Origin of the sequence: Janthinobacterium rivuli, from assembly GCF_029690045.1 — a bacterium.
GTDB classification, from domain to species: Bacteria; Pseudomonadota; Gammaproteobacteria; order Burkholderiales; family Burkholderiaceae_D; genus Janthinobacterium; species Janthinobacterium rivuli.
In genome coordinates, this window is the sequence record NZ_CP121464.1 from 1135878 (window position 1) to 1155298 (window position 19421).

A 19421-nucleotide genomic window follows, 5' to 3' on the forward strand; every position below is an offset into this window, starting at 1 on the left:
TTTATTTTTAGGAATACCGCCATGCTTCAAGCCACCGAGATTCTGAACGCCAGCATTCTCATCGTCGATGACCAGGAGGCGAACGTCATGCTGCTGGAACAGGTGCTGCGCAATGCCGGTTATACGCGCATCACCTCCACCATGGACCCGCAAGCCGTGCACGCGCTGCACCAGCAGCACCGCTACGACCTGATCCTGCTCGACTTGCAAATGCCGGAAATGGATGGTTTTGAAGTCATGGAAGGCTTGCGCGACATCGAGGCGGGCAGCTATCTGCCTGTGCTGGTGATCACGGCCCAGCCGGGCCACAAGTTGCGCGCGCTGCAAGCGGGCGCCAAGGATTTCGTCAGCAAACCGTTCGACCTGGTGGAAGTCAAAACGCGCATCCACAACATGCTGGAAGTGCGCCTGCTGTACCAGAAGCTGGCCGAATACAACAAGTCGCTGGAACAGATGGTGGAAGAGCGCACGGCGGAGCTGCGCGAAAGCGAAGCGCGCTTCCAGCGCTTCACGGAGCTGTCGTCCGACTGGTACTGGGAACAGGATGCGCAGGGCAACCTGACGCGCTTTTCCGGCCCCGTGGCTGAAATGCTGGGCATTGGCAGCGAAGAAGAGCCGCAGCGCTGGAACGCGGCCGAGCGGGCCTTGCTCGACGCAAAAATTGCCGCGCGCGAACCGTTTCTCGATTTCATCTACAGCCGAGCCAACCTCGACGGCAGCACGCAGTATCTGCAGGTCAGCGGCGAACCGATGTTCGACACGGGTAGCCGTTTCATCGGCTACCGCGGCATCGGCCTCGATGTCACGGAGCGCCATCGCATTGCCTGATTTATACTGGGTGCTATCGATACTGACCAGGAAAAATCATGACTGACAAATCAACGCCGCAATACTGGTTCCCCGCCAAGACCTATGGCTGGGGCTGGGGCTTGCCCATCACCTGGCAGGGCTGGCTGGTCTTTTTGAGCGCGCTGGCGCTGTTCGCCTGCGGCGCCTTCCTATTCCCGCCGCAAACCATGCTGGTGGGCTACATCGTCTATGAAGTGGCCATCGTTGCCGCGCTCATTTTCATCTGCCAGCTGAAGGGTGAACCGACCAGCTGGCGCTGGGGCAAGAAGAAGTAGCGCGATGTACAAAGACGACACCTGCAAGAAATCATCTGGCCGCGCGGCGTGAACCGCGTATAATTGGCTCGCTGCCGCAAGGCGGCAAACGCTAGGGGTCCTGCCTTTCGCTGTGGAAACACGGTGCAAGCGCGGGTGAGAAATACCCTCCGAACCTGATCTGGATAATGCCAGCGAAGGGAAGCTTTAGGATGAACGCACCCCGCCTTTCCGCGTGCGTAATTCCGAACCTCCTTAGCTGGCTCCAGGCTTAAAAATAGTCTAGCCAAGGAGCCAAAATGAACGCCAACCCGAAATTCCTCTCCGCCACCGCCACGGTCGACGAAGCCGCCATCGCGCCGCTGCCCAATTCGCGCAAGATTTACGTGCAGGGCAGCCGTCCCGACATCCGCGTGCCCATGCGCAGAATCAGCCAGTCCGACACGGAAGCGTCGTTCGGCGGCGAAAAGAATCCGCCGATCTACGTGTATGACACGTCCGGCCCGTACACGGACCCGGACGTGCAGATCGATATCCGCTCGGGCCTCGATACGCCGCGCCTGCCGTGGATAGTCGAACGTGCCGACACGGAAGAATTGCCCGGCCCGACCTCCGACTACGGCATCGCCCGCCTGGCGGATCCGAAACTGGCCGAGCTGCGTTTTAATTTGCACCGCAAGCCGCGCCGCGCCATTGCCGGCAAGAACGTGACGCAAATGCATTACGCGAGGCGCGGCATCATCACGCCGGAAATGGAATTCGTCGCCATCCGCGAAAACATGCGCCGCCAGGAATATTTGCGCGAGCTGAAAGCTTCCGGCCCCATGGGCGAGCGCCTGGCCGACCTGATGGGCCGCCAGCATCCGGGCCAGTCGTTCGGCGCCAGCATCCCGTTTGACATCACGCCGGAATTCGTGCGCGAGGAAATCGCCCGCGGCCGCGCCATCATCCCCGCCAACATCAACCACCCGGAAGTCGAGCCGATGATTATCGGCCGCAATTTCCTGGTGAAAATCAACGCGAATATCGGCAATTCCGCCGTCACCTCGTCGATCGGCGAGGAAGTGGAAAAGATGACCTGGGCCATCCGCTGGGGTGGCGACAACGTGATGGACCTGTCCACAGGTAAACATATCCACGAAACGCGCGAATGGATCGTGCGCAACAGCCCCGTGCCGATCGGCACCGTGCCCATCTACCAGGCCTTGGAAAAGGTCAATGGCAAGGCCGAAGATTTAACTTGGGAAATCTTCCGCGACACCCTCATCGAGCAGGCCGAGCAGGGCGTCGACTACTTCACCATCCACGCGGGCGTGCTGCTGCGCTATGTGCCGATGACGGCCAAGCGCTTGACGGGCATCGTGTCGCGCGGTGGCTCCATCATGGCGAAATGGTGCCTGGCGCATCACCAGGAATCGTTCCTGTACACGCATTTCGAAGAGATTTGCGAAATCATGAAGGCGTACGACGTGTCGTTTTCACTGGGCGACGGCTTGCGTCCCGGCTCCATCTACGACGCCAACGACGAGGCGCAGCTGGGCGAGCTGAAAACCCTGGGCGAGCTGACGCAAGTCGCCTGGAAGCACGACGTGCAGGTAATGATCGAGGGGCCGGGCCACGTGCCCATGCAATTGATCAAGGAAAACATGGACTTGCAGCTGGAACAGTGCGGCGAAGCACCGTTCTACACCCTGGGACCGTTGACGACCGATATCGCGCCCGGCTACGACCACATCACCTCGGGCATCGGCGCTGCCATGATCGGCTGGTATGGCACGGCCATGCTGTGCTACGTGACGCCGAAGGAACACCTGGGCCTGCCCAACAAGGCCGATGTAAAAGACGGCATCATCACCTACAAGATTGCGGCGCACGCGGCCGACCTGGCCAAGGGCCATCCGGGCGCGCAAATCCGCGACAACGCCCTGTCGAAAGCCCGCTTTGAATTCCGCTGGGACGACCAGTTCAACATCGGCCTGGACCCGGACAAGGCGCGCGAATTCCACGATGAAACCCTGCCCAAGGATTCGGCCAAGGTGGCGCATTTCTGCTCCATGTGCGGCCCGCATTTCTGTTCGATGAAGATCACGCAGGAAGTGCGCGAATACGCGGCCGGCATGGGCATCGCGGAAGACAAGGCGCTCAAGCAGGGCATGGAAATCAAGGCCATCGAATTCATCAAGAACGGCGCCGAGCTGTACCGCAAGGTCTGAGGGAGAGCGTGATGCCTGCATTGATATCCATCACGCTCAACGGCGCACCGCACCAGGTGCCGCCGGGGCAAACCCTGGACCAACTGATCGCCGCCCTGTCGCTGGAAAACCAGGCGCTGGCGCTGGCCGTCAACCGCAATGTCGTGCCGCGCAAGGCGTGGCCGGGGCAGGTCTTGCAGACGCAAGACCAAGTGGAAATCGTCCGCGCCATCGGCGGCGGCTGAAAACGTCCAAGCAAACCTACTGCGCGCCGCACTTTGCGGCCTGCGATGCTCACCGTGCTCAAGCACGGTTGCGCTTCTCGGCCACAAATCGTCGCCGCTCGCTACGGTTTTCTTCGGACGTTTAAAAATTTAAGGAAGAACACATGAATACCGCAACACATAACGACCTGCTGACCATCGCAGGCAAACAGTATCAATCGCGCTTGCTGGTGGGCAGCGGCAAGTACAAGGATTTGCCGCAGACGCGCGAAGCGACGGATGCGGCCGAGGCGCAGATCATCACGGTGGCGATCCGCAGGGTGAATATCGGGCAAGACCCGAACGCGCCCAGCCTGCTGGACTTCGTGCCGCCGGACCAGTACACGATACTGCCGAACACGGCCGGCTGCTACAACGCCAAAGATGCCGTCTACACCCTGCAACTGGCGCGCGAGCTCCTGGGCGGGCGCAATCTGGTGAAGCTGGAAGTACTCGGTGATGAAAAGACGCTGTTTCCGCACATGCCGGAAACGTTGATTGCGGCCGAAGCGCTGGTCAAGGATGGCTTTGACGTGATGGTCTACTGCAGCGACGACCCCATCCAGGCGAAGATACTGGAAGACATCGGCTGCGTGGCCGTCATGCCGCTGGCCTCCCTGATCGGCTCGGGCATGGGCATCTTGAATCCATGGAACTTGTCGCTGATTATCGACCAGGCGAAAGTGCCGGTGCTGGTCGATGCTGGCGTGGGCACGGCGTCGGATGCGGCCATCGCCATGGAACTCGGTTGCGATGGCGTGCTGATGAATACAGCCATTGCCGGCGCGCGCGACCCCGTGCGCATGGCGCGTGCGATGAAGCTGGCCGTGCGGGCCGGACGCGAAGCATTTTTGGCGGGCCGCATGCCGCGCAAGTTTGCCGCCTCGCCGTCGTCGCCGATGGCGGGCCGCCTGGCGTGACGATGCCGATGCGCCACACTGTGCTCGTGTTTGCCGGCGCCGACCCGTCGGGTGGCGCCGGCATCGCCGCCGATATCGTGGCCATTGCCGCGCAGGGCGCGCATGCATTGCCCGTCATCACGGCCTTGACGGTGCAGGACAACGACAGGGTTTTTGGCGTGCAGGCGGTGGCGCCGGAGCTATTGCGCCGGCAGGCGCTGGCGCTGATCGACAAGATGGCGATTCATGCCGTGAAGATCGGCATTCCCGGCAGCGCCGCGAATGCGGCCGTCATCGCGCAGCTGATCGCGCAATTGCGGCAGGCCCGCCCAGGCTTGCCCGTGGTGCTCGATCCCGTGCTGGCCAGCGGCCATGGTGATGTGCTGAGCCGGGACGATGCCGTACAGGCGCTGGCGCCCTTGCTGCCGGTGACGACCGTCATCGTACCGAACGGGCCGGAAGCGGCGGCCCTCGGTGGCGAGGACAACTTGCTTGCGCAAGGCTGTCAGAACGTGCTGGTGACGGGCGGCCATGGCGACGGCGAGGTGATCGTCAACCGCTGGTTTGACGGCGCTGGCGGCGAGCGCGAGTGGCGCTGGCCCCGTCTTCCCGGCGAATTTCACGGCAGCGGCTGCACCCTGGCGTCGGCCATCGCGGCGCGCCTGGCATTGGGCCAGGCGTTGCCCGAAGCGCTGGATCTGGCGCAACGCTATTGCCACGCGGCCCTGGCCGGCGCGTATGCGATTGCGCCAGGTCAACTCATGCCGCAACGATTCATTCAATAAGGAAAACATCATGCGTGGACTGTATCTGGTCACCCCGAACTGGGACGACACCGATCGCCTGCTCGACGTGAGCGAGCAAGCCTTGCACGGCGGCGTGGCCCTGCTGCAATACCGCCACAAGAGTGCCGACGCGGAGCAGCGGCGCGAACAGGCGGGCGCCTTGCTGGCGCTGGCCCGCAAATATGGCGTGCCTTTTATCATCAATGATTTTATCGAGCTGTGCGAAGAGCTCGACGCGGACGGTGTGCACGTGGGCGGCACGGATGCGTCCGTGGCGCAGGTGCGCGCGCGCCTGGGCAAGGACAAGATCATCGGCGCCTCGTGCTATGGCGACCTGGCCCTGGCAAGGACGGCCGAGGCCGGCGGCGCCAGCTACGTGGCCTTCGGCGGCTTTTATCCGTCGCTGGTAAAAAAATACCCGCTCACGACACCATTGGATATCGTGCTGCAAGCCAAGCGCGAGATCGCCTTGCCGTGCTTGGTGATCGGCGGCATGACGCCGGAGAACGCGGCGCCGCTGGCCGCGCGCGGCGCCGACATGGTGGCGGCCATCACTAGCGTCTATCAAGCGGACGATGTGGATATTGCGGTGCAGCAATTCAATCAATTATTTGCGGCATGAGCATGGGCGTGCAGGGCTGGTTTGGGGGAATAATCGGCATATAATATGAGCATCATTCATTACCGAGGTCCCCCACCCATGAGTCAGCCAGCCGCCGCGAAACGCCTTATCCTGATCGTTGACGATGACCAGCTCCTGTTGGAATTCCTCGGCGAAGTCCTGCGCCATGCCGGCTATGAGACGGCCCTGGCCCATTCGGCCGAAGTGGCGTTGCAGCTGATCGCCCAGCGCGAGCCGGACCTGGCCCTGCTCGACATCCATATGCCGGGCATGTCCGGCCTGGAACTGGCCAAGCGCCTGCATGGCGAAACGGCCGTGCCGTTCATGTTCCTGTCCGGCAGCGGCGACAGCGAATCGGGCAAGCAGGCGGCCGCCTACGGCGCCGTCGGTTACGTGGTGAAACCCGTCGACGAAGCCCGCTTGATGCCGGCGTTTGAAGCGGGCCTGGCGCGCGCCGATGAAATCCGCCAGCTGCGCCGTACCGAGCTGAACCTGAACGCGGCCCTGGCTGCGGGCCGCGAAACGAGTCTGGCCGTGGGCTTGCTGATGGGCAAATTCCAGACGGACCGCAACACGGCTTTCGAAGTGCTGCGCGACCACGCCCGTTCCAGCCGCCGCAAGATCAATGAAATCGCCAGCCAGCTGCTGCTGGCCGAGGAAACCCTGAACGGCTTGCACGGCGCCTTCCTCAACCGCGCGAAAGCCAAGTAAACGTTTCAACCATACACAGGACACACATGAAAACCAAAGCAGCGATTGCATGGAAGGCCGGCGCGCCTTTGACCATCGAAGAAGTCGACCTGGCCGGCCCGCGCGAGGGCGAAGTACTGGTCGAAATCAAGGCCACCGGCATTTGCCACACCGATTACTACACCCTGTCGGGCGCCGATCCGGAAGGCATCTTCCCATCGATCCTCGGCCATGAAGGCGCCGGCATCGTCGTCGACGTGGGTCCAGGCGTGAAAAGCCTGAAAAAGGATGACCACGTCATTCCCCTGTACACGCCGGAATGCCGCCAGTGCAAATTCTGCCTGTCGCAAAAAACCAATTTGTGCCAGTCGATCCGCTCGACCCAGGGCCGCGGCCTGATGCCGGACGCGACCTCGCGCTTCTCCATCGACGGTAAACCCATCTTCCACTACATGGGCACCTCGACCTTCTCCAACTACATCGTCGTGCCGGAAATTGCTCTCGCCAAGATCCGCGAAGACGCACCGTTCGATAAAGTCTGCTACATCGGCTGCGGCGTCACCACCGGCGTGGGCGCCGTGCTGTTTACGGCCAAGGTCGAGGCGGGCGCCAACGTGGTCGTGTTCGGCCTGGGCGGCATCGGCTTGAACGTGATCCAGGCAGCGAAAATGGTCGGCGCGGACAAGATCATCGGCGTCGACATCAACCCGGCGCGCCAGGACATCGCGCGCAAGTTCGGCATGACGCATTTCGTCAACGCCAACGAGGTGGAAAACGTGGTCGACACCATCGTGCAGCTGACGGACGGCGGCGCCGACTATTCGTTTGAATGCATCGGCAACACCACCACCATGCGCCAGTCGCTCGAGTGCTGCCACAAGGGCTGGGGCCAGTCCATCATCATCGGCGTGGCGGCGGCCGGCCAGGAAATTTCCACGCGTCCATTCCAGCTGGTGACGGGGCGCGTGTGGAAAGGCTCCGCTTTCGGCGGCGCGCGCGGCCGTACGGACGTGCCAAAGATCGTCGACTGGTATATGGAAGGCAAGCTCAATATCGACGATTTGATCACGCACCGTTTGAAGCTCGATGACATCAACCAGGGTTTTGACCTGATGAAGAGCGGTGAATCGATCCGCTCCGTCGTGTTGTACTAATATAAATACGCCGTACCACGGCGTTTTGCGGAGGCTGCGGCCTCCGTTTTTTTTGCCCGCTTGCCATCCATCGTCCATGTCTGCCATCCAGGCAGGTCTTTTTGCAGCCTGTCGCATCGCGCTGGAGCTGTGCTCCACCCGTCGCTAAAGTCAATGCTCCACTACTTTTGCGACGAGGCAGCCATGTCCACTTCCCACCGTTTGATCCTCAGCCTGGCAGGCATCCTGCTTGGCGGCAGCGCGCTGGCCGTGCAGCCGCCGCAGCCTCCCGCGCCACCGGCCCCGCCAGCGGCGCCCAGCGTGCAGGTCAGCCGTTCGCTCGACAAGGGCGAAAGCTATGCGCTCGTCGATGGCGCCACGGATAGCGAGGGCGTCATCGTCGTCGACAGCGATATCCACTCGCAGCAGGTGGAAAAGCTCAAGCGCTCGATCAAGGGGCCGTTCCTGTGGTTCCGCGACCAGGGCCAGGCCTATGTGCTGCAGGATGCGGCCTTGCTGGGCAAGGTGCGCACGGCATGGCAGCCCTCGAGACAGCTCGGCAAGGAGATGAGTGCGCTCGGCGATCAAATGGGCGCGCACGGCAAGGCCATGGGCGAAATGGGCCGCAAGATGGGTGCCCGCAGCCTGGAAAAAGGCAGCGCGCGCGAGTCGGAGCAGTTGCGCGCGCTGGGCCGCCAGCAGCAGGAACTGGGCCGCAAGCTTGGCGACGCCTCGCGCCGCCAGGCGCTGGCGACGAGCGACACGGCGCGCCGCGCGGCCGAGCGCGACGTGGAGCGCCTGCAGCAGCAGATGGAAGATGCGCAGGAAGAGATGGAAGAGATCAACGACCGCATCGCCGATGTGCATGAGCGCGAGGCCGAGAAAGTGGAGCAGATGTCGCGCCAGATGGAACAGCGCAGCAAGCCGATGGAAGCGCTGGGCAAGCAAATGGGCGACCTGGGCCGCCAGCAGGAAAAAGTCGTCAAGATCGCCGACAAGACCACGCGCCAGGTAATCGCCCAGGCGCTCAGCGAAGGCAAGGCAAAACTGGTGCGCTGAGTGCTGTGCCGAATCAGCGGGCCAGCGGCTTGCGCATCAGGCAGCGCAGCGCCGGATCGTGCCCGTCCTGCGCTTCGCGCGCCAGCTTGAGCGCATGCCCAGCGCCCAGCGCCACGGCCTCGATTTCGCTGAAGCCATGGCGCGCATAGTAGGGCGCGTTCCATGGCAGGTGGCGATACGTGCTCAGTGTCAGCCAGGCGCAGCCCAGCGCCCGGGCATGGGCCGCCGCCGCGTCGAGCAGGCGCGCGCCCAGTCCCTGCCGTTGCTGCGGCAGTGCAACGGACAATTCCACGATGAACAACTGGCCGTCGAGCGGCTGGGCGGCCAGGAAACCCGCTGGCGCATCCTGCCCATCGGCGGCCACCCACACGCCGCCATCCTGCTGCAGCGCCTGCAAGGTCTCCAGTGGCAAGGGTTCGCCATGCGCCAGCCAGGCCAGTTCGGGGCCGGCCTGGGCAAACAGGATTGCGGCGCTGCGTTCGACCTGGGCCAGCAACGGCAGGTCGGCACGGGTGGCCGCGCGGATGGTGTTGCTCATGGCGTGTTCCACGCGGCCGCCACGGCGCAATATTGTGCCGGCAACCGCTCCCTGGCGTCGTCCTCGCTGGCATACACGTCATCCTGCACGGTTTCCCACTGCGCGTCGCAGCTGAAACGGTAGACTGGCGCTTCGTCCCCGTAGCGGCACACGGCCAGGCCGTGGATGGCGGTGGGGGCGGCGCCATCTTCACTGGCGACATGGCCGAAGGGCAGGTCGGACCAGGCCCAGGCCAGTACGCGGGCGCCGTCGAGGTGGGTCGGTGGTGTCATGGGATACAGGCTGCTGTGTCGGGACGCCGATTGTAGCGCGCACATGGAAAACTGGCGCGACCGCTGGACAAATGCACAGTATTTTTAGCCATGCCGGTATAATCACGGGATGCAAAATCTTCTTCACAACCTCAATCCCGAACAATTGGCTGCCGTCACCTTGCCGGCGCAACATGCGCTGATCCTGGCAGGCGCCGGTTCGGGCAAGACCCGCGTGCTGACCACCCGCATCGCGTGGCTGATCCAGACCCAGCAGGTATCGCCGCCCGGCATCCTGGCCGTGACGTTTACCAATAAAGCCGCCAAGGAAATGCTCACGCGATTGTCGGCCATGCTGCCGATCAATACGCGCGGCATGTGGATCGGCACCTTCCACGGCCTGTGCAACCGCTTGCTGCGTACGCATTACCGCGACGCGGCCTTGCCGCAAACGTTCCAGATCCTCGACTCGCAGGATCAATTGTCGGTGATCAAGCGCTTGTTGAAGGCAAACAACATCGATGATGAAAAATTCCCGCCGAAGACGGTGATGTATTTCATCAACAATGCCAAGGACCAGGGCTTGCGCGCCACGGACGTGGAAGCGTACGACGCGCACGAGCGCAAGATGGTCGAGCTGTACCAGCTGTACGATGACCAGTGCCAGCGCGAAGGCGTCGTCGATTTTGCGGAATTGCTGCTGCGCACGTATGAATTGCTGAGCCGCAACCAGCCCTTGCGTGAACACTATCAGGCGCGCTTCCGCCACATTCTGGTGGACGAGTTCCAGGATACGAACAACCTGCAATACAACTGGCTCAAATTGCTGGCTGGCCACGGCAGCCGCGATGGCGGCGCCCTGTTTGCCGTCGGCGACGATGACCAGAGCATCTACGCCTTCCGCGGCGCCAACGTGGGCAATATGAGCGCCTTTGAGCACGAGTTCCAGGTCAAGAACTTGATCAAGCTGGAGCAGAACTACCGCTCGCATGGTCACATCCTCGACAGCGCCAACGTGTTGATCGCAAACAACAGCAAGCGCCTGGGCAAGAATCTGCGCACGGATGCGGGCCATGGCGAGCAGGTGCGCGTGTATGAAGCCAGTTCCGACCTGCAGGAAGCGCAGTGGATCATCGAAGAGGCGAAAAGCCTGATCGCCGATGGCGCTTCGCGCAGCGAAATCGCGATTCTGTACCGTTCGAATGCGCAGTCGCGCGTGATCGAACATGCGCTGTTTTCGGCCGCGATTCCATATCACGTGTATGGCGGCCAGCGCTACTTCCAGCGCGCCGAGGTCAAGCACGCGATTGCCTATTTGCAGTTGATGGACAATCCGCACAACGATTCGGCCTTCTTGCGCGTGGTCAACTTCCCCACGCGCGGCATCGGCATGCGCTCAATCGAGCAATTGCAGGCCGCCTCGGAACAGTACGGCATTTCGCTGTACGCCTCCGTGCCGTATGTGGCGGGCAAGGCGGGCAGCGTGCTGGCCGGCTTCGTCAAGCTGATCGAAGGCGTGCGCTTTGAAACGCAGCAATTGTCCTTGCCGGAAATGGTCAGAGTGGTGCTGGAAGCGAGTACCTTGCTGCAGCATTACCAGAATGAAAAGGAAGGCGCCGACCGCATCGAGAACTTGGAGCAGATGGTCAGCGCGGCCAGCCAGTTCATTTCCGAGGAAGGTTTCGGCCAGGGCGCACCGGCCCATCTGGGCCCTGCCGCCCAGGCGCAGTCGGGCGCGCCCGTCGTCAACCAGGATGGCATCGAAATTTTAGATGCGGATGCGCCGCTGCCGGCCGTGATGTCGCCGCTCTCCGCCTTCCTGTCGCATGCGTCGCTGGAAGCGGGTGACAACCAGGCGCAGGCGGGCCAGGATGCGCTGCAGATGATGACGGTGCACTCGGCCAAGGGCCTGGAATTCGACAACGTGTTCATCACGGGCCTGGAAGAAGGCCTGTTCCCGCACGAAAGCAGCTCGAAGGAAGACAATGGCGTGGAAGAAGAACGCCGGCTGATGTACGTGGCCATCACGCGCGCGCGCAAGCGGCTGTACATGAGTTTTTCGCAGACGCGCATGCTGCACGGCCAGACGCGCTACAACATGAAGTCGCGTTTCTTTGATGAATTGCCGGAAGAATCGCTGAAATGGCTGTCGCCGAAAGTGCAGGCAAACTGGTTCGGCAACCGCAAGTCGGCCTGGGACGAGGCACCGCGTGTGGCCAGCCTGGGGTCGGACAATGCGATTGCACAAAAGATCGCACAAAAAGCCACGGGCGGCGGCTGGCGCATCGGTGAATCGGTGGCGCACGCCAAGTTCGGCGAAGGCGTGATCGTCAACATCGAAGGCGGCGGCGGCAATGCGCGCGCGCAGATCAATTTCGGACAGCACGGCATGAAGGTGCTGGATCTGGGGATTGCGAAGCTGGAACGGCTGTGAAGGTAACCCGGCACCACTGCGGGTGCTAACAATGTTGTCGGATTACGCGTGGCCTCGGCCCCGCTAATCCGACCTACGCTGTGGCATTGCATGGCATTCGACAAAAAAAGGGGCAGCCTGCGCAGGCTGCCCCTTTTTACATCTGGCCGGCGATCACTCGCCGCTCTTGTCCAGCGACACCGTCTTGCTCTCATCGACGGGCAGGCCGAAGATCTGGCGGTAGGCGGCGTAGAACGAGCAATGCATGATGATGGTCAAGATCATCGACAGCGGCATCATCAGTTGCATCATCAGCTGCGTGCGGCCAAAGATGATGGCCAGCAACTGGCTGGTGACGATGCTGATGGCGAACCAGGTGGCGGCGAAGACGATGAAGGCCGACAGCGAACGCCAGACGGCGAAAAAGCTGAAGAACAGGGCCTTGCCCAGGCTGACTTGTTTCCAGTAGATCAGCGGCGCGGCAAAGCAGAAGGCCATGGCGGCCGGCACGTACAGCACGATGGCCAGCAGGATGCCCAGGCCCAGGCGCGATTCGGGGATGGCGGCGCGTGCCGCTTCTTCCGTCAGTTGCCCGGTGACCAGTTTCCACAGCAAGCCATCATCGACCAGGGTCGAGGCGCCGATGGCGACGATGGCCATGAGGATGTACAGCACGCCCAGGCCGAACAGGGAAGGAAAAGCCGGCTTGCGGAAGCCCGAGATCAAGAGGCTGGGCAGGACGCGCTTGCCCTGCTCGATATTCAGGCAGCCTTGCACGAAGGCGACGGAAAAGACGGGGACGAGGATGACGGGCAGCAGTTGGCCGAGCAGGGGCACGATGCTGACGGCCAGCATGCAGAACATATAGCCGAGAAACAGCATCGACATGCCGCCAGGTTGCTTGCGAAACAGGGTAAAGCCTTGTTTCACCCATTGCCAACCTGTACTTGCAGGTAATTTTTCCATGTTTAAAACAGTTCCGGAGCAGGTGTGGCGATACGTTCGCGCAGAATGCGTTCGAAATGCGCCGGATCGTGCGGGGTCAGCATTTCCGCTTCGCGCGGCTGGTAATAATCGTACAGGCGCGACAGCCAGAAGCGCAGCGCGGCGGCGCGCAGCATCGCTTGCCATGCCGTCTGTTCTTCCTGCGTAAACGGGCGCACGGCCTGGTAGGCGTCGAGCAGGGCGCGCACTCTTGCCGTGTCGAGCACGCCCGTGTCCAGGTCCACGCACCAGTCGTTGACGGTGACGGCCACGTCGAACAGCCAGGTGTCGCAGCCGGCAAAGTAAAAGTCGAAAAAACCCGTCAGTTGCTCGCCGTCAAACATGACGTTGTTGCGGAATAAGTCGGCATGCACGGGACCGCGCGGGATGGCTTTATAGGTATCGCAGGCAGCAAAGGCGTCCTGGAAATGGATTTCCGCGCGCAGCAGATGCGCCCTGGCATCGTCGAGGTGGTGCAAGACCAGCGGCGTGGTGGTGTTCCACCAGTCCAGGCCACGCAGATTCGGCTGTTGCAGGGGGAAGTCCTGCGCCGCCAGGTGCATTTTTGCCAGCATGGCGCCGACAGCCGCGCAATGCACGGCTTGCGGCGCCATCTGCGAGCTGCCGTCGAGTTTGCTGACGATGGCGGCCGGCTTGCCTTGCAGGGCCGTCACCAGTTCGCCATCGGCATTGGCGATCGGCGCCGGCACGAGCACGCCCCGGTCCGCCAAATGGCGCATCAGTTGCAGATAGAACGGCAATTGCTCGAAACTGAGGTTTTCAAAGATCGTCAGCACATACTCGCCGCGCTCCGTGCTCAGGAAGAAATTGCTGTTTTCGATGCCGGACGCGATGCCCTTGAGCGCCAGAGGTTTGCCGAGTGGAAATTGCGTGATCCACTGGCCGATATCGTCCAGGTGTAGCGCGGTAAAAACTGCCATGGGAAAGAGGGGAATGGTCTAAAAGGTCAAAAAAAGCCGGCTGCCCCGCAGGTGGCCGGGGCAGGGCAGAAAAGAGTGGCTGCTTACTTCGCTGGTGCGGGCGGCGCTGGCGCGTCCGCTGCCTCTTCGTCGCGTTGTTTCTGTTTCTTCTTGCCCAGGTCAAACTCCAGCACTTTCCATTGCGGGCCGCGCAGGGCGCCGCCGTGGGCCTGGTCGGCGCCGGCGGCCGGCTTCATGTAATACGTGCTGCCGCCGCTCGTCACTTTCACTTCGGACGTCACGCCCGCTTCGCGTTTTTCGGTGATCTGCTGCTTGGCCGCCGCTGGCGCCACGGTGATCGGTGCTTCGCCCATTTCCTCGATACGTTCGAGCTGGGGTGGCGCGTCGCTCGGTTTGGCCGGCGTCTGGGCGCTGGCAAGGGCCGAACATGCCAGCAGGGGCAGGGCGAGGAATGTCCAGAGTGTCGATGTACGCATCATGATGGGTTCGCTTCCATGTGTGGGACTGCAGCGCGTGCAGTGGTGTAATGCCGTCAATTTATCTATAAGGCATTGTAACAAACTGGTAGGCAATGCTGTTTAAATGGGTTGAAATCGGCCCAGGTGGCAGCCCGCGCGCCCGCACGGGGCCGCCAGGGTGGCAAAAACAGCAAGAACGGCACGTGTGGCGGCCGGTGGCGCGGCCCTAAACTCTGCGATAATTGTGCGATATTCCGCCCGTTCGCCGCTGTGTCTTCCCGGCTGGCGCGGCTCACCTTATTTTATTGGCATTATGCAAAACACCCTGCTGTTAGTCGACGGTTCCAGTTATCTTTATCGTGCCTTCCATGCGCTGCCCGACCTGCGCAGCCCGGATGGCTATCCCACGGGCGCCATGCACGGCATGGTCAACATGCTGCGCCGTTTGCGCGCCGATTTCCCGGCCGCCTACATCGCCTGCGTGTTCGATGCCAAAGGTAAAACTTTCCGCGACGACATGTATCCCGAATACAAGGCCACGCGCGCCTCGATGCCGGACGACCTGCGATTGCAGATCGAACCGATCCACGAAGCCGTGCGCGCCATGGGCTGGCCGATCCTGATGGTCGACGGCGTGGAAGCGGACGACGTGATCGGCACCTTGGCCGTGCAGGCCGCTAGCGCCGGCATGAACGTGGTGGTGTCGACTGGCGACAAGGATCTGGCGCAGCTGGTCAACAGCCAGGTGACCCTGATCAATACCATGAGCAATGAAAAGCTCGACGAAGCGGCCGTGCTGGTCAAATTCGGCGTGCCGCCGAACCGCATCATCGATTACCTGTCGCTGATCGGCGATACCGTGGATAACGTGCCCGGCGTGTCGAAATGCGGCCCGAAGACGGCCGTCAAATGGCTGACCTTGTACGACAGCCTGGAAGGCGTGATGGAAAACGCGGCCAAGGTGGGCGGCGCCGTCGGTGAAAACCTGCGCACGGCCCTGCCATGGCTGCCGCAGGCGCGTGCCTTGATCACCGTCAAGACCGATTGCGATTTGTCCGGGCACATGACGACGATCGCCGACTCGCTGGTGGCAAAACACGAAGACAAGGAAGCGCTGCTGGCCTTCTTCAACCGCTACGGCTTCAAGGCCCTGCTGCGCGAATTGGGTGCGGCACCGCCGCCGATGTCGCCGGTCGGTGCGCCGGTTGCCGGCGGCGCTGCTGCCAACACGACGGGCGACATGTTTGCCGATGCCGCGCCAGCAGTCGAGGCCGTGTATGAAACCGTGCTGACGGATGAGCAGCTGGACAAATGGATCGCGCTGATCGATGCGGCTGCCCTGACGGCTGTCGACACGGAAACCACGTCGCTGGAACCGATGACGGCGCAAATGGTCGGCATTTCCCTCTCGGTGGCAGAGCACGCCGCCTGCTACATTCCGCTGGCCCACGATTACGCGGGCGCGCCGGAACAGTTGACGCGCGAACACGTGCTGGCGAAACTGCGCCCGTGGCTGGAAGATGCCAACAAGCCCAAGCTGGGCCAGAACCTGAAATACGACAGCCACATCTTCGCCAACCATGGCGTGATTCTGCGCGGCATCGCCCACGATACCTTGCTCGAATCGTATGTGTTCGAATCGCACAAGAAGCACGACATGGACAGCCTGGCGCTGCGCCACCTGAACTACACGACGATCCCGTTCGAGGACGTGTGCGGCAAGGGCGCCAAGCAGATCACGTTCAACCAGGTGGAAGTGGAGCAGGCGGCGAAATACGCTGCCGAAGATGCGGACGTCACCTTGCGCTTGCACAATGCCATGTGGGGCAATGTGGCGAACGATGAAAAACTGACCTTCATCTATGAAAAGATCGAGATGCCGACGGCCGTGGTCTTGCAAAAGATCGAGCGCAACGGTGTGCTGATCGATGATGAATTGCTCAACATCCAGTCGGCCGAGCTGGCCGTGAAAATTCTCGAGCTGGAAAAGAAGGCGTATGAGCTGGCCGAGCAGCCGTTCAACCTCGGTTCGCCCAAGCAGATCGGCGAGATTTTCTTCGAGAAGCTGAAACTGCCGGTGGTCAAGAAAACCCCGACGGGCGCGCCTTCGACGGACGAGGAGGTGCTGCAAAAGCTGGCCGAGGATTATCCGCTGCCGAAAGTGCTGCTGGAATACCGGGGCATGGCCAAGCTGAAATCGACCTATACCGATAAATTGCCGAAGATGATCAACGTCACCACGGGCAGGGTGCATACGAACTATGCGCAAGCCGTGGCCGTGACGGGGCGACTGGCGTCGAACGACCCGAACTTGCAGAATATTCCCATCCGCAGCGCGGAAGGGCGTCGCATCCGCGAAGCGTTTATTGCGCCGCCGGGCAGCCACATCGTTTCGGCCGACTATTCGCAGATCGAATTGCGCATCATGGCGCATATCTCTGGCGACGAAGCCATGCTGCGCGCATTTGCCGACGGCATCGACATTCACCGCGCCACGGCCGCCGAGATCTTTGGCGTGCCGGCCGCGGAAGTGCAGAGCGAACAGCGCCGCTACGCCAAGGTCATCAACTTCGGCTTGATCTACGGCATGAGCGCATTCGGCCTGGCCGGCAACCTGGGTGTGGACCGCACGGCCGCGCAAAGCTATATCGACCGATATTTCGCCCGTTTTTCCGGCGTGAAACAGTATATGGAAGACACGCGCCAGCAAGCCAAGGCGCGCGGCTACGTGGAAACCGTGTTCGGCCGCCGTTTGTGGCTGCCGGAAATCAATTCGCCAAACGGCCCGCGCCGCCAGGGTGCGGAACGGGCGGCGATCAATGCGCCGATGCAGGGCACGGCCGCCGACCTGATCAAGCTGGCCATGATCGCCGTGCAAGGCTGGCTGGAAACGGACAACTTGCAAACAAAAATGATCATGCAGGTGCACGATGAACTGGTGCTGGAAGTGCCGGACGCGGAACTGGAACTGGTCAAGCGCAAGCTGCCGGAACTGATGGCCAGGGTGGCCGCGCTGAAGGTGCCGCTGACGGCGGAAGTGGGAGTCGGCAAGAACTGGGACGAAGCGCATTAACCATCTGACATAGCAGCAATGACCGTAGGTCGGCTTAGCGCGCAGCGCGTAAGCCGACATTTTTTGTTAACACCCCCTTCAGGAGAAACGCATGAGCGACATGATCACCGATTGTGAAAGTTTGCTGGGCCAGAGCAGCTTGTCCGGGCCGGATGGCCGGCGTGGTTTCCTGAAGGTGGCGCTGGGCACGGGTTTTGCCGTGGCCGTGCTGCCTGTGGCGGCGCAAAACGTCATCAAGACGGATTCCGCCGGGCTCGTTACTGGCAGCATGTCGGTGATGGTCGATGGCCAGGCCGTGCCCGTGTACGCGGCGCAGCCGGAGGGTAAAACGGGTTTGCCCGTGGTACTGGTCATTTCGGAAATCTTTGGCGTGCATGAACATATCGCCGACATGGCGCGCCGCTTCGCCAAGCAAGGTTATCTGGCGCTGGCGCCTGACCTGTTCGTGCGCCAGGGCGATCCGACCAAAGTCAGCAGCATCCCGGAGCTGATGAAAGGCATCATCGCCAAGACGCCGGATGCGCAAGTGATGGCGGACCTCGATGCGGTGGTGGCGTGGGCGAAGCAGAATGGCGGCGACACGAGCCGCCTGGGCATCACGGGTTTCTGCTGGGGCGGGCGCATCACGTGGCTGTACGCGGCGCACAATCCGGCCGTCAAGGCGGGCGTGGCCTGGTATGGCCGCCTCGTGGGCGAACCGACTCCCTTGCAGCCGAGCAATCCCATCGATATCGCCGCCACCCTGAAGGTCCCCGTGCTGGGTTTGTATGGCGGCAAGGATACGGGCATCAGCCAGGAATCGATCGGCAAAATGAAGGATGTGCTGGCCAAGGGCGGCAACAAATCGGAATTCGTTGTCTACCCTGATGCGGGCCACGCCTTCAATGCCGATTACCGCCCCAGCTATGTGGCGGCCGATGCGAAAGACGGCTATGTGCGCTGCCTGGCCTGGTTTAAGCGCCACGGCGTGGCGTGATCCGCAACAGAAAAACACCGCATTTCCCATAAGTTGGCGCGAAAGGCGCACCGGGCTGTAAAATGCCCGCTGCGCGCCAATGCAGTACAATTGCATCTTCATCGCGCGACGCTGCCGCCAGACGCGCAAATGTAAACAATAGATAACAACGCATTCATCAGGCCAGACGCCAGCATCGCGGGCGCCAGTGACCCGGCGCCATTTTGAGGTAAGAAAATCATCGATCCCGTCCTTATATCCATTTTGCTCGCGACCACGATCGCGGGCGTGTTGAGCATTACCGCGGCGGCGATCTTTTCGTTTGCATTCCTGTCCAAAGTGGTCGAGCGCATGGTCAGCTTGTCCGTCGGCATCATGTTGTCGACGTCCCTGCTGCACGCCTTGCCCGAAGCGTTTGAGTCGCAGGCGGACCCGCGCAGTCTGTTCGCCACCCTGCTGGCGGGCTTGCTGGCCTTTTTCATGCTGGAAAAATTCGCCATCCTGCGCCATTCGCACCACCACGAAGGCGATGGACACCACCATGCGCACGGCCACGACAAGCACGAAGCGGGCAAGGCCGGCTGGATGATCCTCGTCGGCGACGGCATGCACAACTTTACGGACGGCATCTTGATCGCCGCCGCCTTCCTGGCCGACCCGAAGCTGGGCCTGGTGACGGGCCTGGCCATCATCGCGCATGAAATCCCGCAGGAAATCGGCGATTTTATCGTGCTGCTCAACGCCGGCTTCTCGCGCCTGCGTGCCTACATCTTCAATCTGCTGTGCAGCCTGATGGCGGTGGCGGGCGGCTTGCTCGGCTATTTCACCCTGGACCGCGCCAGCAATCTGATTCCTTACGTGCTCGTGTTCGCCTCGTCCGGTTTCATCTACATCGCCTTGAGCGACCTGATGCCGCAGATGCAGCGCCGCGCCACCCTGCGCGAAACCATTCCGCAAGTGCTCTTGATCGCGCTGGGCGTGTGCATCGTGCTGTTCCTGACGCACAAGCGCCACGGCGGTTGATGTACTGACTGTGTGGGTGTAGTATTGCCTTTCTGACTA

Annotated in this window: 19 protein-coding genes and 1 riboswitch; of the genes, 14 read left to right on the forward strand and 5 right to left on the reverse strand. The window is 61.9% G+C overall.

From position 1 onward, the window contains the following. Nucleotides 1–21 precede the first annotated feature (21 nt). The 10 genes from P9875_RS05120 to P9875_RS05165 all read left to right on the forward strand — a co-directional run bounded on the left by P9875_RS05120 (nucleotide 22) and on the right by P9875_RS05165 (nucleotide 8746). Entirely contained in the window at nucleotides 22–828 is an 807-nt protein-coding gene (locus tag P9875_RS05120; RefSeq protein WP_219311861.1) for a response regulator, read from the forward strand. A 38-nt stretch (nucleotides 829–866) separates the two neighbouring features. Then, entirely contained in the window at nucleotides 867–1124 is a 258-nt protein-coding gene (locus tag P9875_RS05125) for a hypothetical protein (protein ID WP_035824618.1), read from the forward strand. Between the two features lie 83 nt (nucleotides 1125–1207). Continuing rightward, nucleotides 1208–1323, forward strand: a riboswitch (TPP riboswitch). Between the two features lie 79 nt (nucleotides 1324–1402). Beyond that, the gene (gene thiC, locus P9875_RS05130) at nucleotides 1403–3316 is read left to right on the forward strand and encodes a phosphomethylpyrimidine synthase ThiC (RefSeq protein ID WP_278317743.1); all 1914 of its coding nucleotides are present in this window, start codon (nucleotides 1403–1405) and stop codon (nucleotides 3314–3316) included. 20 nt (nucleotides 3317–3336) lie between these two features. After that, a complete protein-coding gene (gene thiS, locus P9875_RS05135; RefSeq protein ID WP_070222852.1) occupies nucleotides 3337–3540 on the forward strand; it encodes a sulfur carrier protein ThiS in 204 nt (67 codons plus the stop codon). A 143-nt stretch (nucleotides 3541–3683) separates the two neighbouring features. Next, nucleotides 3684–4478: a thiazole synthase gene (locus tag P9875_RS05140; RefSeq protein WP_278317744.1), complete on the forward strand. Its 795-nt coding sequence runs from the start codon at nucleotides 3684–3686 to the stop codon at nucleotides 4476–4478. An 8-nt stretch (nucleotides 4479–4486) separates the two neighbouring features. Continuing rightward, complete coding sequence (gene thiD / locus P9875_RS05145; protein WP_278318790.1) at nucleotides 4487–5242, forward strand: bifunctional hydroxymethylpyrimidine kinase/phosphomethylpyrimidine kinase; 756 nt, start codon at nucleotides 4487–4489, stop codon at nucleotides 5240–5242. 10 nt (nucleotides 5243–5252) lie between these two features. Beyond that, entirely contained in the window at nucleotides 5253–5864 is a 612-nt protein-coding gene (gene thiE, locus P9875_RS05150) for a thiamine phosphate synthase (protein ID WP_278317745.1), read from the forward strand. A 78-nt stretch (nucleotides 5865–5942) separates the two neighbouring features. Continuing rightward, nucleotides 5943–6575, forward strand: a complete 633-nt coding sequence (locus tag P9875_RS05155; protein WP_035824626.1) for an ANTAR domain-containing response regulator — start codon at nucleotides 5943–5945, stop codon at nucleotides 6573–6575. 26 nt (nucleotides 6576–6601) lie between these two features. Next, complete coding sequence (locus P9875_RS05160) at nucleotides 6602–7708, forward strand: S-(hydroxymethyl)glutathione dehydrogenase/class III alcohol dehydrogenase (protein ID WP_035824628.1); 1107 nt, start codon at nucleotides 6602–6604, stop codon at nucleotides 7706–7708. Between the two features lie 183 nt (nucleotides 7709–7891). Then, nucleotides 7892–8746: a hypothetical protein gene (locus P9875_RS05165; protein WP_152598843.1), complete on the forward strand. Its 855-nt coding sequence runs from the start codon at nucleotides 7892–7894 to the stop codon at nucleotides 8744–8746. 13 nt (nucleotides 8747–8759) lie between these two features. Here P9875_RS05165 and P9875_RS05170 read toward each other — a convergent pair whose 3' ends face one another. Both P9875_RS05170 and P9875_RS05175 read right to left on the reverse strand, forming a co-directional pair. Then, on the reverse strand, nucleotides 8760–9284 hold the full coding sequence (locus P9875_RS05170; protein WP_035824632.1) for a GNAT family N-acetyltransferase: 525 nt from the start codon (nucleotides 9282–9284) through the stop codon (nucleotides 8760–8762). Further along, entirely contained in the window at nucleotides 9281–9556 is a 276-nt protein-coding gene (locus P9875_RS05175) for a hypothetical protein (RefSeq protein ID WP_035824634.1), read from the reverse strand. The genes P9875_RS05170 and P9875_RS05175 overlap by 4 nt, the downstream gene beginning before the upstream one ends. A 109-nt stretch (nucleotides 9557–9665) precedes the next feature. Between P9875_RS05175 and P9875_RS05180 the strand changes: the two genes are divergently transcribed. Continuing rightward, complete coding sequence (locus P9875_RS05180) at nucleotides 9666–11969, forward strand: UvrD-helicase domain-containing protein (RefSeq protein ID WP_034749150.1); 2304 nt, start codon at nucleotides 9666–9668, stop codon at nucleotides 11967–11969. A 153-nt stretch (nucleotides 11970–12122) separates the two neighbouring features. Here the strand turns inward: P9875_RS05180 and P9875_RS05185 are convergent, their stop codons facing one another. The 3 genes from P9875_RS05185 to P9875_RS05195 all read right to left on the reverse strand — a co-directional run bounded on the left by P9875_RS05185 (nucleotide 12123) and on the right by P9875_RS05195 (nucleotide 14352). Continuing rightward, a complete protein-coding gene (locus P9875_RS05185; RefSeq protein ID WP_278317746.1) occupies nucleotides 12123–12914 on the reverse strand; it encodes a BPSS1780 family membrane protein in 792 nt (263 codons plus the stop codon). Nucleotides 12915–12916: 2 nt separating this feature from the next. Continuing rightward, the gene (locus tag P9875_RS05190) at nucleotides 12917–13873 is read right to left on the reverse strand and encodes a homoserine kinase (RefSeq protein WP_278317747.1); all 957 of its coding nucleotides are present in this window, start codon (nucleotides 13871–13873) and stop codon (nucleotides 12917–12919) included. 83 nt (nucleotides 13874–13956) lie between these two features. Next, complete coding sequence (locus tag P9875_RS05195; protein ID WP_035824640.1) at nucleotides 13957–14352, reverse strand: hypothetical protein; 396 nt, start codon at nucleotides 14350–14352, stop codon at nucleotides 13957–13959. Between the two features lie 292 nt (nucleotides 14353–14644). Between P9875_RS05195 and polA the strand changes: the two genes are divergently transcribed. From polA to P9875_RS05210, 3 genes are all read left to right on the forward strand, one after another. Continuing rightward, complete coding sequence (gene polA / locus P9875_RS05200; protein WP_278317748.1) at nucleotides 14645–17404, forward strand: DNA polymerase I; 2760 nt, start codon at nucleotides 14645–14647, stop codon at nucleotides 17402–17404. Between the two features lie 91 nt (nucleotides 17405–17495). Continuing rightward, nucleotides 17496–18380 carry a dienelactone hydrolase family protein gene (locus P9875_RS05205; RefSeq protein ID WP_278317749.1) on the forward strand — a complete coding sequence of 295 codons (885 nt, stop codon included), beginning with the start codon at nucleotides 17496–17498 and terminating at the stop codon, nucleotides 18378–18380. A 243-nt stretch (nucleotides 18381–18623) separates the two neighbouring features. Beyond that, nucleotides 18624–19382 carry a ZIP family metal transporter gene (locus tag P9875_RS05210; RefSeq protein ID WP_051959370.1) on the forward strand — a complete coding sequence of 253 codons (759 nt, stop codon included), beginning with the start codon at nucleotides 18624–18626 and terminating at the stop codon, nucleotides 19380–19382. Nucleotides 19383–19421: the final 39 nt, after the last annotated feature.

Bases quoted from the DNA above. Each gene is read 5' to 3' on its own strand.
- P9875_RS05170 (WP_035824632.1), bottom strand. From the start codon at position 9,284: ATGAGCAACACCATCCGCGCGGCCACCCGTGCCGACCTGCCGTTGCTG.
- P9875_RS05185 (WP_278317746.1), bottom strand. From the start codon at position 12,914: ATGGAAAAATTACCTGCAAGTACAGGTTGGCAATGGGTGAAACAAGGC.
- P9875_RS05205 (WP_278317749.1), top strand. From the start codon at position 17,496: ATGAGCGACATGATCACCGATTGTGAAAGTTTGCTGGGCCAGAGCAGC.
- P9875_RS05175 (WP_035824634.1), bottom strand. From the start codon at position 9,556: ATGACACCACCGACCCACCTCGACGGCGCCCGCGTACTGGCCTGGGCC.
- polA (WP_278317748.1), top strand. From the start codon at position 14,645: ATGCAAAACACCCTGCTGTTAGTCGACGGTTCCAGTTATCTTTATCGT.
- thiE (WP_278317745.1), top strand. From the start codon at position 5,253: ATGCGTGGACTGTATCTGGTCACCCCGAACTGGGACGACACCGATCGC.
- P9875_RS05160 (WP_035824628.1), top strand. From the start codon at position 6,602: ATGAAAACCAAAGCAGCGATTGCATGGAAGGCCGGCGCGCCTTTGACC.
- P9875_RS05190 (WP_278317747.1), bottom strand. From the start codon at position 13,873: ATGGCAGTTTTTACCGCGCTACACCTGGACGATATCGGCCAGTGGATC.
- P9875_RS05140 (WP_278317744.1), top strand. From the start codon at position 3,684: ATGAATACCGCAACACATAACGACCTGCTGACCATCGCAGGCAAACAG.
- P9875_RS05125 (WP_035824618.1), top strand. From the start codon at position 867: ATGACTGACAAATCAACGCCGCAATACTGGTTCCCCGCCAAGACCTAT.
- P9875_RS05195 (WP_035824640.1), bottom strand. From the start codon at position 14,352: ATGATGCGTACATCGACACTCTGGACATTCCTCGCCCTGCCCCTGCTG.
- thiC (WP_278317743.1), top strand. From the start codon at position 1,403: ATGAACGCCAACCCGAAATTCCTCTCCGCCACCGCCACGGTCGACGAA.
- P9875_RS05155 (WP_035824626.1), top strand. From the start codon at position 5,943: ATGAGTCAGCCAGCCGCCGCGAAACGCCTTATCCTGATCGTTGACGAT.
- P9875_RS05165 (WP_152598843.1), top strand. From the start codon at position 7,892: ATGTCCACTTCCCACCGTTTGATCCTCAGCCTGGCAGGCATCCTGCTT.
- P9875_RS05120 (WP_219311861.1), top strand. From the start codon at position 22: ATGCTTCAAGCCACCGAGATTCTGAACGCCAGCATTCTCATCGTCGAT.
- P9875_RS05180 (WP_034749150.1), top strand. From the start codon at position 9,666: ATGCAAAATCTTCTTCACAACCTCAATCCCGAACAATTGGCTGCCGTC.
- thiD (WP_278318790.1), top strand. From the start codon at position 4,487: ATGCGCCACACTGTGCTCGTGTTTGCCGGCGCCGACCCGTCGGGTGGC.